Source organism: Mesorhizobium sp. CA5, from assembly GCF_020165105.1.
GTDB lineage: Bacteria > Pseudomonadota > Alphaproteobacteria > Rhizobiales > Rhizobiaceae > Mesorhizobium.
In genome coordinates this window covers 57,142-69,673 of the sequence record NZ_JAIUHJ010000020.1, presented here as the reverse complement: position 1 = coordinate 69,673, position 12,532 = coordinate 57,142, and the positions used below count along the sequence as shown (strand labels likewise).

At 63.7% G+C, this 12,532-nt stretch carries 13 protein-coding genes; 1 reads left to right on the top strand and 12 read right to left on the bottom strand.

Annotation, left to right across the window (positions count from 1 at the left end; genetic code table 11):
* Window positions 1-77: 77 nt before the first annotated feature.
* From pal to ybgC, 6 genes are all read right to left on the bottom strand, one after another.
* On the bottom strand, window positions 78-584 hold the full coding sequence (pal, locus tag LB529_RS23220; RefSeq protein ID WP_095767281.1) for a peptidoglycan-associated lipoprotein Pal: 507 nt from the start codon (window positions 582-584) through the stop codon (window positions 78-80).
* 264 nt (window positions 585-848) lie between these two features.
* Window positions 849-2,141, bottom strand: coding sequence for a Tol-Pal system beta propeller repeat protein TolB (tolB, locus tag LB529_RS23215; RefSeq protein ID WP_224528395.1), 1,293 nt, complete (start codon window positions 2,139-2,141; stop codon window positions 849-851).
* Between the two features lie 68 nt (window positions 2,142-2,209).
* Entirely contained in the window at window positions 2,210-3,364 is a 1,155-nt protein-coding gene (locus tag LB529_RS23210; RefSeq protein WP_224712395.1) for an energy transducer TonB, read from the bottom strand.
* Window positions 3,365-3,371: 7 nt separating this feature from the next.
* A complete protein-coding gene (tolR, locus tag LB529_RS23205) occupies window positions 3,372-3,833 on the bottom strand; it encodes a protein TolR (protein WP_411909045.1) in 462 nt (153 codons plus the stop codon).
* Between the two features lie 9 nt (window positions 3,834-3,842).
* Window positions 3,843-4,553, bottom strand: a complete 711-nt coding sequence (gene tolQ, locus LB529_RS23200) for a protein TolQ (RefSeq protein WP_095767277.1) — start codon at window positions 4,551-4,553, stop codon at window positions 3,843-3,845.
* 305 nt (window positions 4,554-4,858) lie between these two features.
* A complete protein-coding gene (gene ybgC / locus LB529_RS23195) occupies window positions 4,859-5,332 on the bottom strand; it encodes a tol-pal system-associated acyl-CoA thioesterase (protein WP_095767276.1) in 474 nt (157 codons plus the stop codon).
* A 131-nt stretch (window positions 5,333-5,463) separates the two neighbouring features.
* On the opposite strand from ybgC, the gene LB529_RS23190 reads away from it, so the two are divergent.
* Window positions 5,464-6,714, top strand: coding sequence for a glycoside hydrolase family 5 protein (locus LB529_RS23190; protein ID WP_224712394.1), 1,251 nt, complete (start codon window positions 5,464-5,466; stop codon window positions 6,712-6,714).
* Between the two features lie 24 nt (window positions 6,715-6,738).
* On the opposite strand, the gene LB529_RS23185 is transcribed toward LB529_RS23190, so the two are convergent.
* From LB529_RS23185 to LB529_RS23160, 6 genes are all read right to left on the bottom strand, one after another.
* Window positions 6,739-7,641: a metallophosphoesterase gene (locus LB529_RS23185; RefSeq protein ID WP_224712393.1), complete on the bottom strand. Its 903-nt coding sequence runs from the start codon at window positions 7,639-7,641 to the stop codon at window positions 6,739-6,741.
* A gap of 133 nt (window positions 7,642-7,774) precedes the next feature.
* Entirely contained in the window at window positions 7,775-8,812 is a 1,038-nt protein-coding gene (gene ruvB, locus LB529_RS23180; protein ID WP_224528031.1) for a Holliday junction branch migration DNA helicase RuvB, read from the bottom strand.
* Window positions 8,813-8,855: 43 nt separating this feature from the next.
* The gene (gene ruvA / locus LB529_RS23175) at window positions 8,856-9,476 is read right to left on the bottom strand and encodes a Holliday junction branch migration protein RuvA (protein WP_224633589.1); all 621 of its coding nucleotides are present in this window, start codon (window positions 9,474-9,476) and stop codon (window positions 8,856-8,858) included.
* Window positions 9,477-9,486: 10 nt separating this feature from the next.
* Window positions 9,487-9,996, bottom strand: coding sequence for a crossover junction endodeoxyribonuclease RuvC (gene ruvC / locus LB529_RS23170; RefSeq protein ID WP_095767269.1), 510 nt, complete (start codon window positions 9,994-9,996; stop codon window positions 9,487-9,489).
* A gap of 104 nt (window positions 9,997-10,100) precedes the next feature.
* Window positions 10,101-11,165 carry a glycosyltransferase family 2 protein gene (locus LB529_RS23165; protein ID WP_140841685.1) on the bottom strand — a complete coding sequence of 355 codons (1,065 nt, stop codon included), beginning with the start codon at window positions 11,163-11,165 and terminating at the stop codon, window positions 10,101-10,103.
* Window positions 11,166-11,452: 287 nt separating this feature from the next.
* Window positions 11,453-11,983: a DUF1465 family protein gene (locus LB529_RS23160; RefSeq protein ID WP_140841690.1), complete on the bottom strand. Its 531-nt coding sequence runs from the start codon at window positions 11,981-11,983 to the stop codon at window positions 11,453-11,455.
* Window positions 11,984-12,532 lie beyond the last annotated feature (549 nt).

Genomic DNA, 12,532 nt, shown 5'->3' with positions numbered 1-12,532 from the left:
TTGGGATGTTGTATTTTTGTCGCCTGGGACGCCGAGCGCCGTTACCGAAAATCGACCCCGATCTTCGGTATCATGCGTCAGGAGCCGGCGCCGGAAAGCGTGGTGACGGCGCGGCGGTTCTGCGACCAGCAGGAGATGTCGTCGCAGACCGCGACCGGACGCTCCTTGCCGTAAGAAATCGTCTTCAGGCGGCCGGCGGAGACGCCCTTGGAGACAAGGAAGTCGCGGGTGGCGGCGGCGCGGCGGGCGCCCAGTGCCAGATTGTACTCACGCGTGCCGCGCTCGTCGGCATGGCCTTCGATGACGATCGCATACTGGCGGTATTGATTCAGCCACTGCGCCTGGCGGGCCAGCGTGGTCTGCGCATCGGCGCGGATCGACGAGGAATCGGTATCGAAGAAGATGCGGTCGCCGATGTTGACGGTGAAGTCCTGCGCCGAACCGGGCGTGGCGGCGCCGGCACCGTTGAGGCCGAGATCGGCCGCGCTGTTCGGGGTCTTCTTCGAGGCGCAACCGGTAATGGCGAGCGCCATCACGAGAGCGATCATCGCTGGGTTTCTGGTAAGTGCTGCGATACGGCCCATGCCGCCTCTCCTTCGCATATGAGTGATTTCGTTGATCACCCAGTAACCACGTTTGGGTTAACCGGCATTCAAGAAACACGGTTAATTTTTGGTTTCGAGCTGCCCCCGCGGCTCTTCTCGTCCCACGCATTTACCAAGGGCAAGACTGGGCGCGGACCCTAGGCAGAAATGCGGCCAAAACGCGACCAAGGGGGAAAGCAGGATTTTGAGCCGCCCGCTTTCTTCAATTCTTCAATTCTTCAATTCCTCAGTTCCCCGCCCCCCTCACTCAAGCAACGGCGACCAAGCCGGGTCCGAAGCATAGTTCGCCGTCGGAATCTGCTGCTCGTTGCGGCCGGTGAGATCGACCGAGACCAGCTTGGGGCCACCGGCGGAGTCGCGGAAGAACATCAGCACGCGGCCGTTCGGCGCCCAGGTCGGACCCTCCTGCTGGAAGCCGGAGGACAGGATGCGCTCGCCCGAGCCGTCGGTCTTCATGACGCCGATCTGGAACTCGCCGCCGCTCTGCTTGGTGAAAGCGATGAGGTCGCCGCGCGGCGACCAGACGGGCGTCGAATAGACGCCGTCGCCGAAGGAGATGCGGTGCGGATTTGAGCCGTCCGCGCCCATGACATAGATCTGCGAACGGCCGCTGCCGCCGCCGCGGTCGGAGGTGAAGACGATCTGCGAGCCGTCCGGCGAATAGGAGGGAGAAGTGTCGATCGCGGTCGAATCGGTGAGCCGCGTCGTCGAGCGGCTCCTCAGATCCATGGCGAAGATGTTGGAGTTGCCGTCGTCGCGCAGCAGGCTCATGATCACCTTCTGGCCGTCGGGCGAGAAGCGCGGTGCGAAGGTCATGCCGGGGAAGTTGCCCACTAGCTCGCGCTGTCCGGTCTCGATCTGCAGCAAATAGACCTTCGGCTGTCCGCTTTCATAGGACATGTAGGTGATTTCCTGCCGGTTCGGCGAAAAACGCGGCGTCAGAACGATCGCGCGACCGTCCGACAGATAGCGTATGTTGGCGCCGTCCTGGTCCATGATGGCGAGACGCTTCTTGCGGGCGTTCTTGGCGCCGGACTCGTCGACGAAGACGACGCGCGTGTCGAAATAGCCTTTTTCGCCGGTGATCCGCTCATAGATGGCGTCGGCGATGATATGGGCGACGCGCCTGGTGTTGGCGTCGTTGGCGAAGAACTGCTCGCCCGCCATCTGCTGGCCCGCAAACGTATCCCACAACCGGTACTGGGCGCGGATGCGGCCGTCGGCTTCCTTGCCGACGCTGCCGGTGACCAGCGCCTGCGCGTTGATCACCTTCCAGTCGTCGAAGCGCGGCGTGGCGTCCGGGCCGGAAATCTTTTCGATGAAAGCGCTCTTGTCGATCGGCGCGAACAGGCCGGAGCGCTTCAGGTCGGCGGTGACGATCTCGGTGATCTGCGCGCCCAGCGCATCATTCGACTGAAAATCCGTGATGGCGATCGGTAGCGGTTCGACATTGCCCTTGTTGACGTTGATCTCGACGAGAGCCCATGCCGGCGCGGCCGCGCCAACGATAGAACCCAGTGCAATTGTCGCGACCATCAGGAGCGGCTTGAGGGTGAATTTCATATCTTCTCGCTTCTCTTCGCTGATTGTGCGGAGGGCAGGCCTCAGAGGCCAAGCATTTCCCTCGGATCGAAAGTGACCTTGATCTGCGCCCAGATGTCCTGTTTTCCGGGAGGAACCTGCAGGCCGGCCATGTTGCATTTCTGGATAGCGCGCACCGCGCTTTCGTCGACCTGGCGGTTTCCGCTCGATTTCTCGACGACAGGCCGGCCGTCCAGCTTGCCGGAGGCGTCGAGGTTGAACGAGATCACGGCGATGAGATCGTCCGAGGCTTCCATGCCCGCCGGGAAGGTCCAGCAACCCGCAAGCTGATCGCGCAGGGCCCCTTCCTCCGACTTCGACAGCTTCTGGCCCTGGTCCTTTTCGCCGCCGAGCGAAGCCTGCTGCGTCGAGCGCTTCGCGCCGCCGCCGGACGGCTTCTGCTTGTCCAGCAGGGCGGAAATCTCATCGGCATTGAACTGCTTGTCGTCCGACTTCGGCTTGGAAGACGCTTCCTTCACCGGCTTGTCGGCGTCCTTGCGGTCCGGCGCCTTGGCGCTTTCGGCCTGGGCCGGCTGCGGCTTCGGCCGCGCTTCCGGCGCAGGCGCGGAGTCCGGAAGCTTGGCCTCGTCGGTGGGTTGCTGCTGGGCGATCGCCTCGGCGACGGCGTCAGGCTTCACCTCGTCCTTCGAGATAGCGGCGGTCGTGTCCTTCGGCGGCGTCGGTGTCTGCTGCTTGGCCGGCGCCGGCTTGGGCTCCGTCTGCTTGACCGGCTCGGGCTTGACCTCTTCCTTCGGCGTCGGAGTCGGCGCGACTTCCGTCGCCGGGGTCGGCTTCGGCTTTTCCTGCGGCTTCGGCACGTCCTCGACCGCCGGCTTCTCGGTCGGCGTCGGCGCGGGCGGCGGCGCCGCCGTCTTCTCGACCGGCTTCGGCTTGGCTTCGTCCGTCACCGGCTTGTCGGTATCGACGGTGTTCTCGCCGACCTTCTGTGCGTTGGGCACGACGTCCGGCCGCTTGGTCGGCAGCGGCGCCGGTTTTTCATGCATCACCGACTTCTTGTCACCTTGCAGCGTCTGCGGCACGGCTTCCATAGGCACGATGTCGACCGCCACCGACTCCACGTCGGCCGCGGGCATTGCAGGTGGCGACGACAGCGTGAACAGCCCGAAGGCCAGCGCCACCGTATGCAAGATCACCGATGAGGTGAGGCCGGTCCGCATTTGGCGTCTACTGATCCTGTTCCTGCAGCGAGACCAGGCCGATATTCTTGTAGCCGGCCGCCGAAATGCGGGCCATCACCTTCATTGCCGTGCCGTAGTCGGTCGACTTGTCGCCGCGGATGAAGATGCGTTCGTCGTAACCGGTCTTCGAGATCGCCTGCAGCTTGGCTACCAGCTCCTCGATCGGGATCTCGGTCTCCTGCAGGAAAATCTTGCCCGTCGAGTCAATCGAGACGGTGATCGGCTGCGTGTCGACATTCATCGCCTTGGCCTGCGTGTCCGGCAGGTCGATCGGAACCCCGACGGTGAGCAGCGGCGCCGCGACCATGAAGATGATCAACAGCACCAGCATCACATCGACCATCGGCGTGACGTTGATCTCGGACATCAGGGCATGGTGACGGCCGCGCCGCCTATGGCCGCGTCCGCCTCGCCCCGAGCCACTTGCGCCTGCAGCAGACATCCCCATGATCGATCCTCAGCCCTTCTGCGCTACTTTTTCATCGATTTGGCGCGAGAGTATGGCGGAGAACTCGTCCGCGAAGCCTTCCATGCGCATGCCGATCTTGTTCGCGTCCGATGACAGCTTGTTGTAGGCGATGACCGCGGGAATGGCCGCGAGCAGGCCGATCGCGGTGGCGAGCAGCGCCTCGGCGATACCGGGTGCCACCACCGAAAGGCTGGTGTTCTTCGAGGCGGCGATCGCCTGGAACGACGTCATGATGCCGATGACGGTGCCGAACAGCCCGATGAAGGGTGCGGCCGAGCCGGTGGTGGCGAGGAAGCCGAGCCGACCCTCCAGCTTCTCCATCTCGCGCGTCAGCGCCAGGTCCATCGCCTTGTCGATGCGGGTCTGCAGCGCCAGCGCCGATTTCGCGCCCTTTTCGAAACTCTTCTTCCATTCGCGCATGGCAGCGACAAAGATCGCGCCCATCCCCGTGGTCTTGCGATCGGCCAGCGTGCGGTAGAGATCCTCCAGCGACTGGCCCGACCAGAACACCTGCTCGAAGCGGTTGAGCGCCAGCCGCATGCGGCTATAGGCGACGAGCTTGTCGATGATGATCGCCCAGGTCCAGATCGAGGCGCAGAGCAGGCCGATCATGACCAGCTTGACCACCCAGCCGGCCTGCATGAATAGGGCCCAGAGCGACAGATGCGCGCCCGGTTCGGCGAGTGCGATATTTTCCATGACTTACGTCCTTAAGATTTTCCGGGCATCGCTGGCGGCTGGCCCATGGGCATTCCTTTGGTCCGATCGCGCGAAGCTAGAAGCTTGCGGATAGCCCCGAATGCACCGTTTCGCGGCCTTTTCGAGGCAAATATTGGTGAAAGGAAGGCGCACGGATTGCGCCAATCTTCGCCAATTCCTTCATGAACCGTTATGGTTAAGGATGGGTTAGGGGATCAGGCGCGGCGCATTGCCGCGCATGGCTGGGCCGCCGGCAACCGGAGCCGTCCGGTTGAAGCCTTCAAGATGGGCCTCGCGTGGAAGCTTCAGGCTTTTGCCTTCGGCATGAAAGCCGCGATCCATTCCTTTGGGAAACGCTTTGGCCGGCCGCTTTCGCCGACGATCGCCGCTTCGACCTTGGCCTCGACCAGCACATCGCCGCCACGCTTCAATTGCTGGCCCATGAAGATGCGGGCGCCGGAAATATCGTCGGTGCGCGTGTCGATGGTGAGGATATCGTCCATACGCGCCGGCGAACGGAAGTCGATCTCCATGCGCCGCACCACCCAGACGATGCGCTCGCCATGCTTGCCGTCCAGGAGTTCGGTGTGGTGGACGCCGGTCAGTCTCAGATAGTCGGAGCGCCCGCGTTCGAGGAATTCGAGATAGCGCGCATGGTAGACGACGCCGGAGAAATCCGTGTCGGCATAATAGACCCTCGCCATCAGCCGGTGGCCGAAGTCCGTCAGCGCGCCGGAAAGCCCGGCGCCGAGCGCCGCCGATTCACCATGATCGTCCATCGCGCTTTCCTTTTCAGGCCCGAACAGGCACCTAAAGCCCTCGGACTTTAGGCATTTTTCTGTGCGTGTCGTTGTCCCAAAAACCGCTGCGCACTTTTGGGCGATACGCACTGTTTTCGCGCGGGAACGGGATGGCATTGTTGGGCACGATGATCAAGACCTTGATGGCGGCGCTGCTTGCGCTTGGCCCATTGGCGTTGCCCGCCGCAGCGGCGACCTTCTCGATGAAGCGCGGCCTCAATCTCGACCAGTGGGTCACCTGGCCGGTCGAGGACACATGGGGCGAGCGCCAGGCGATCCTGCCTTACCCGGAATGGCGTAAGTTCCTTAAGGAGGACGACCTCAAGGCGCTCAAGGGCGCCGGCCTCGACTTCCTGCGCATGCCGGTCGATCCCTCGCCCTTTCTTTCGGACCGCACCACAGCCCTTCGCGACGACCTCTATGCCAGCGTGCTGGCCTCCGCGCGCATGATCAACCGTGCCGGCCTGAAGGTGATCGTCGACCTGCATCTGATCCCCGCCGGCGGCAACCGCAAGATCGGCATGAGCGAGGTGATGCATGACGCGGCCGTCTTCGATGCCTATGCCGAGCTGGTGCGCAAGATGGCGCGGACGCTGGCCAAGGAAGATCCGAAGCTTGTCGCGCTGGAACTGATGAACGAGCCGCTGGCCGATTGTGAGGCGAACGGCACCAACCTTTGGCCCGACCGCCAGAAGCAGCTGTTCGCCGCCGCGCGCGCCTCCGCCACCAGGCTCACGCTGGTGCTGAGCGGCGGCTGCTATTCGAACGCGGAGTCGCTGGCCAGGATCGACCCCAAGACGATCGCCGATGACAACATCATCTGGACCTTCCATTCCTACGACCCGTTCCTTTTGACACATCAGGGCGCAAGCTGGGCCGGCGACTTCATCCCCTACGTAACCGGCCTGCCCTATCCGTTGACGGCTGTCCCGAAGGCGCAACTCGACATGGCGCTGGACGCGATCCGCGACCGGATCAGGGCCGAGGCGCCCTGGGCGCGGCGAAGCGGCCTGCTTAGCTATCTCGACGAGCAGGTGGCGACGACGGACAGTCCTGAAAAGCTGCTTGGCGTGATGGATGCGCCGTTCGCGACGGTCGACGCCTGGGCGAAAGCCAACGGCGTCAAGCCGCAGGACATCACGCTCGGTGAATTCGGCATGATCCGCAAGGAATACGGCAACGGCTTCGTCATGCCGGCCGCATATCGCGCAGCCTATGTGCGCGACATGATCGTCCGCGCCGAGGCGCATGGCTTTTCCTGGTCGCTGTGGAGCTATGGCGGCGCCTTCGGCATCGTCGATGCGTTCGACGGCGAGAAGGCGGAACCGGACGTGATGGACGTGATCAGGTCGCTGCGCTGAGGCGGCGGGCCGGGGCGACACGCCTCAGCCCAGATCGATCTGCAGGATCTCCGGCCGCACCCCGAGACGAACCGGCAGAATGCTGAAGCCCAGCCCGCCCGACACAATCAGGTTGCGGTCATTCTCCACGACATGGCCGTAGGCGAAGCGATTGCCATAGTCCGAAGGCACGACCGGCGAATAACCAAACAGCCGCACCTGTCCGCCATGCGTGTGGCCGGACAAGGTGAGCGATATCCGCGAGGGCACCTTTGGAAAGATGTCCGGTTCATGTGCAAGCAGGATGATCGGCTCGCTCCCCTGGATCTTGGCCAAGGTGCCCGGGAGATCGTCGAAGCCCTGGAAACTGTCGCGTCCCTTGGCCTTGTTCGGCAGCAGCGCGAGTTGATCGGCTAGCCCGGCGATCCAGAGACCATGCCCGTCCTTTTCCAGCCGCACGACGTCGTTTTCCAGCACCGGGATGCCGACATGCTCGAGCGCCTTGCGCGACTGGGTCGGGCCGGCTTCCGCTCGCTGGGCGAAGAAATCGGTCCACCAATCGTGATTGCCGAGGATCGACAGCACGCCGAGCGGCGCCTTCAGCCCCGACAATGCCTCGGCCCACTCCTCCACCCGCACCCGGCCCGTCACCAGCTTTGTCCCGGCGGTATAGTCACCGAGCAGCACGATCAGATCCGGCTGCAACGCGTTGGCCTCCTCGGCAAGCGCTGCGATCCGTTCCGGCGTCATCCAGGGCCGGCAGGAGTGGATATCGGCAAGCGCCACGACGCGCAGCTTGAGCCCGGCCGGCCAGTGCGGCGGCGTCAATGTGTAGCGCTTCACATGGGTGAGCAGCATCGGCTCGATGCCGACCGCATAGGCGCTGAGCGACACCATGGCGAAGGCCGAGCCGCCGACAAGGCGCAGGAAAGCGCGTCTGGTGATCATAGGTCGCCCCAAGCCCTAGGATTGCGTCAGATAGCCTATCTTAAAGGATGCAATTGCGCCCTCAGTCGGGCCGAGGCGCGCAGATTCTGCGCAGATGGACCGTTGCGCCGCCGAAACGGCGAACAAATCTGCGTTACTCTTCCTGGAACAGGCTGATCTGCTGCTGGGCGATATCCTTGGGCGGGTCGAGGCCCAGATGGCGCCAGGCATTGGCGGTCAGCACGCGGCCACGCGGCGTGCGCTGGATGAAGCCTTGCTGGATGAGATAGGGCTCGATGATGTCCTCGATCGCGTCGCGCGGCTCGGAGAGCCCGGCGGCGATCGTCTCGATGCCGACCGGGCCACCGCCGAAATTGCGCGCGATCATCGAAAGGTAGCGGCGGTCGAGCGCATCGAGGCCGAGCGCGTCGACCTCCAGCCTGGTCAGCGCCTCGTCGGCGATCCTCCTGTCGACATGACCGTCCCCGGCGACCGAAGCAAAATCGCGCACCCGGCGCAGCAGTCTGCCGGCGATGCGCGGCGTGCCGCGCGCGCGGCGCGCGATCTCCACCGCGCCGTCGTCGCCGAGCGGCATCGACAGGATACGGGCGCCGCGCCGCACGATCTGCTCCAGTTCCTCGACCGTGTAGAAATTGAGCCGGACCGGGATGCCGAAGCGGTCGCGCAGCGGATTGGTCAGGAGCCCAAGCCTCGTTGTCGCCGCGACCAGCGTGAAACGGGCGAGGTCGATCTTGACCGAGCGCGCCGCCGGCCCTTCGCCGATGATGAGATCCAGCTGGAAATCCTCCATCGCCGGATAGAGGATTTCCTCGACCGCCGGATTGAGCCGATGGATCTCGTCGATGAAAAGGACGTCGCGCTCCTCGAGATTGGTGAGCAGCGCGGCGAGATCGCCGGCCTTGGCGATGACCGGACCCGAGGTCGAGCGGAAATTGACGCCGAGCTCGCGCGCCATGATCTGCGCCAGCGTCGTCTTGCCGAGCCCCGGCGGCCCGACGAACAGCACATGGTCGAGCGCCTCGCCGCGGCTCTTGGCGGCATCGACGAAGACCTTGAGATTGGCGCGCACCGCCGCCTGGCCGACGAACTCATCGAGCGACTGCGGCCGCAGCGTCTGGTCGGCATCCTCGCCACGCTTGTCGGGGGCAATGAGGCGGGGCGAAAGGGTCATGCCGCCTTCCTTGCATAGGACCGATGGCGGGACAAGCGTCGCTTCACCGCGCCAGTTCCTTCAGGCCGAAACGGATGAGCTTGGACGCATCCGCACCCTCGCCGGCCGATTTCAGCGCAGCCGCGACCGCGTTCGCCGCGATGTCGCGCGAATAGCCGAGATTGACGAGCGCCGAGACCGCATCGGTGATCGGTGCGGCCGCGACACCTTCGCCAAGCTCCTGCTTGAGTCCGATCGTACCGCTGGCCGCGCCCGCATAGGCTGGCGCTTTGGTGCGCAGTTCGGTGACGATGCGTTCCGCCACCTTCTTGCCGACGCCGGGCGCGCGGGAAACCATGGCGATGTCGCGCAGCGCGATCGCGTTCGCGAGGTCGGCCGGCGCCAGCGTCGACAGGATGGCCAGCGCCACCTTGGCGCCGACGCCCTGCACGTTGTTCATCAAGAGGCGAAACCACTCGCGCTCCAGCCCGGTCTGGAAGCCATAGAGCCGGATCATGTCCTCGCGCACATAGGTCTCGATGAACAGCACCACCGCCTCGCCGGGCGACGGCAAGGCGGCTAGCGTGCGCGCCGAGCAGTGCGCGACGTAGCCGACGCCATGCACGTCGATGACGCAGCTATCTTCGTCGATCTCGTCCAGCGTGCCTTTCAGCTTGCCGATCATGATTGTCCCCTCACGCCAGAGCGGCCATGCGGTAGGCCGTGCTCGGGCGGTGATGCGCATGGCAGATGGCAATGGCCAGAGCGTCGGCGGCGTCGTCGGTGTCGAAGACAGCCTTCGGCATCAGCACCTTCACCATCATGTGGATCTGCTTCTTCTCGCCGTGGCCGACGCCGATAACTGCCTTCTTGACGGCATTAGGCGCATACTCGGCCACCACCAGCCCGGCGCGCGCCGGCACCAGCATGGCGATGCCGCGCGCCTGGCCGAGCTTCAGCGTCGCCGTCGCATCCTTGTTGACGAAAGTCTGCTCGACCGCCGCCTCATGCGGCATGGCCTGGTGCAGCACCTCGGCCAAGCCGTCATGCAGCTGGCAGAGTCTTGTCGCCAGCGACTCCTTGTCGTCGGACCGCACCGTGCCGGATGCGATGAAGCGCAGCGAATTGCCCACGCTGTCGATAATACCCCAGCCGGTGCGCCTCAGGCCCGGATCGATGCCGATGATGCGAATCGCTTCCCCCATGCGCCAAGTCTAGCCGTGGCGGCAAGCGATGCCAGCGAAATGTGAACAAACCGGAAACAATTGCAATCTCGGCTATGCGCCGTTTCCGTACAACAGCGAGATGCCTAATTCGTCACGCGGCGGATGGTTTTCGACAGTCGCGTGAGAAATGCCGGCCTGGACGATGCGACCAGCTTCCACGCCAGGACTGCATTGCCCATGCGCCGCGGCAGGATTCCGATGCAAAGGAACCAGGCCGCCAGAGCAGCCCGCCGCCGCCAGGATGCGTTCATTTCCAGGCTGGCGGCGGCCCCCGCTCTTGCCAGTCCCAGCCGGGAGTCGGTGGCGACCGGATGCTGGGGCTCGTCGACGCAGAGCGAAGCCAGCCGCTCTTCCAGATGCACTGGATCGCGAAGGCCGGCATCCGGCGGCACGGTCAAGCCGATCTCGGCCGCCCGGCCGGACAAGGCCTCGAGGCGCCGGAAATCATGCTGCACGCGCCAGCGCGCTCGCTCGGCAAGCTTTTCGGCAAAGATCGAATGATTGGAGCCGTGGATGCGGTAGGCGCCAAGGCAGGTATCGATGGATTTCACCTCTCCGTGCAGCGGCGCCAGCGTTGCGAGATAGCCGTCGGCGCCTTGCCGGAAATCGCTTTCAGGCATCGGCATTATCGTTTCCAGGGCCTCGCGGTCGAACGCCAGCCCGCTTGTTACCGTCGTACGGTACCGCCCTTTGCGCAGCAATTCCGGCACGACGTCGCCTGAATCGAACGGCTGTTCCGGTGGTGGAAAGACATCCTTGATATGCTGGTCCTCATCAACGAGATGCAATCTGAATTGCGCCTGGGCGACATCCGCATCCCACTCGTCCAACACCTCTGAAACGGCGTTCGGATAGAGATAGTCGTCGGCGTCGAGGAAAAGGACGATCTCCCCGGTGCTCGCCTCGAACCCGGTATTGAACGCAGCCGCATGTCCGCCATTCCTGCGCCTCAGGCACGGACGGATTTTGTCGCCGTAGGATTCGATTACGGCCACCGATGCATCCGTCGATGCGTCGTCGACGACCACGACCTCGACATTTCGGTGGTCCTGCTCCAACGCGCTGTCGATGGCGCGTCCTAGAAACTGTTCGTAATTGTAGTTGGGGATGATGATCGATACCGGGATGCGGTCCAATGGCGAATGCACGGGATCAAGCCTCGCAATCTGCTTTGGTCACAGTGACGGTGGTTTTCTTGCAGAACCGGCTCGGGTCGACCCGGCTGCGGCGAACGGCTCCAACTAGGGGCCTATCGCTTCAAGGCAAGTGTGATCTTTCCCGCGAAGGCCGGCATGGCCTTCAATACGGCGATGGCTGCCGCAGGTTCGACGAGCGGCCGGAGTCGCAAGCGTTGAACTGCAGCCAAAGCCACGGCCAAATTACCGCCCAATCAAGGATATGCCGCTACCGCTATCGTTTTTTTGCAAACGCGGTTTCAGCCGCGCGCGAACGCCGTATTCAAAAGGCTGATCTGGTCGGACACCGGGTTGGCACGCCGACCGGGCGCGTGCGTCTCGCTGATGACGCCGCCATAGATTTCCTCGTCCATGCGCCGCACCAGCGACTGCAGGCGCAGCGAGCGCGTCACGAGGTCCAGAAAATCCTTGGGGAGCTCGTTCCAGCCAAGCGCCTCGTCATGCGCGGAGGCGGTGTCGAGACGCACCTTGGATTTCTCCGAAGCCACTTGGTCGCGCGTCATCTCGCCGGAATTCGCCGCCCGCTGCAAAAGCAGCCAGGAGGCGACCTGCATAAGCCTTGTGGTCAGCCGCATCGATTCGGCCGCATAGAGCGTCGCTGCCGTGCGCGACAATTTCTTGGCTTCGAGCCTGCCCTTGCCATCGAGATATTCGGCGGCCTGTTCGACCAGCCCCATGCCTTCCTGGTAAAGCGGCTTGAAGGATTGGGAGAAAACCCGGCGCTCCGCCAGTTTTATGGTTTTCGCGCTGCCCTTCGAAGGCTCGTTCATCGATACGCCCCTGCACTGCCGCAAGCCGATTCGGCATCCTTGCCGACGCGGCCCGCACCCTAAATGACTGAGGCTTGAAAATGCGCTTCGATGCCAATGAAGGCAAGCGCATGTTTAACAAACGGTTAACGCCGGGCCGCTTCCGGCCATCCGCAAGCGGATGGCATCAGCCAGCCGGCAGCGGATAAAAAAAGAGCCGCGGATAAGGCGGCTCTCAGGAGTTTAACAGGGAGGCGTCAAACAAAGTGGCTCCAACCACTCGGTAAGAATCCAGCAAAACTGGATGGGTGTAGTAAACGCCTGTAAAGCTTAATGAACCCTTAACGCGGCGGCGATTTTTTAAGCGAACGCGCGTTCCTGTGCCGGAACAGGACAGCGGCTTCGCCGCCCGGATCGTCCGAGCACCGGATTTCGGGCGCCGATCATGGCGCCGTAACATGTTTGTTGCTGCCGCGGCATCGTTCCGAAACACGCGCCACGCAAAAGGCCGCTCCACAAAGGCGGCGCGCAAATCCGTGCCGCTTGAAATCAGGCAGGATATCCGGAGCA

Coding starts and splice junctions, on each gene's coding strand:
- pal (WP_095767281.1), bottom strand. CDS start 584: ATGGGCCGTATCGCAGCACTTACCAGAAACCCAGCGATGATCGCTCTC.
- tolB (WP_224528395.1), bottom strand. CDS start 2,141: ATGGTCGCGACAATTGCACTGGGTTCTATCGTTGGCGCGGCCGCGCCG.
- LB529_RS23210 (WP_224712395.1), bottom strand. CDS start 3,364: ATGCGGACCGGCCTCACCTCATCGGTGATCTTGCATACGGTGGCGCTG.
- tolR (WP_411909045.1), bottom strand. CDS start 3,833: ATGGGGATGTCTGCTGCAGGCGCAAGTGGCTCGGGGCGAGGCGGACGC.
- tolQ (WP_095767277.1), bottom strand. CDS start 4,553: ATGGAAAATATCGCACTCGCCGAACCGGGCGCGCATCTGTCGCTCTGG.
- ybgC (WP_095767276.1), bottom strand. CDS start 5,332: ATGGACGATCATGGTGAATCGGCGGCGCTCGGCGCCGGGCTTTCCGGC.
- LB529_RS23190 (WP_224712394.1), top strand. CDS start 5,464: ATGGCATTGTTGGGCACGATGATCAAGACCTTGATGGCGGCGCTGCTT.
- LB529_RS23185 (WP_224712393.1), bottom strand. CDS start 7,641: ATGATCACCAGACGCGCTTTCCTGCGCCTTGTCGGCGGCTCGGCCTTC.
- ruvB (WP_224528031.1), bottom strand. CDS start 8,812: ATGACCCTTTCGCCCCGCCTCATTGCCCCCGACAAGCGTGGCGAGGAT.
- ruvA (WP_224633589.1), bottom strand. CDS start 9,476: ATGATCGGCAAGCTGAAAGGCACGCTGGACGAGATCGACGAAGATAGC.
- ruvC (WP_095767269.1), bottom strand. CDS start 9,996: ATGGGGGAAGCGATTCGCATCATCGGCATCGATCCGGGCCTGAGGCGC.
- LB529_RS23160 (WP_140841690.1), bottom strand. CDS start 11,983: ATGAACGAGCCTTCGAAGGGCAGCGCGAAAACCATAAAACTGGCGGAG.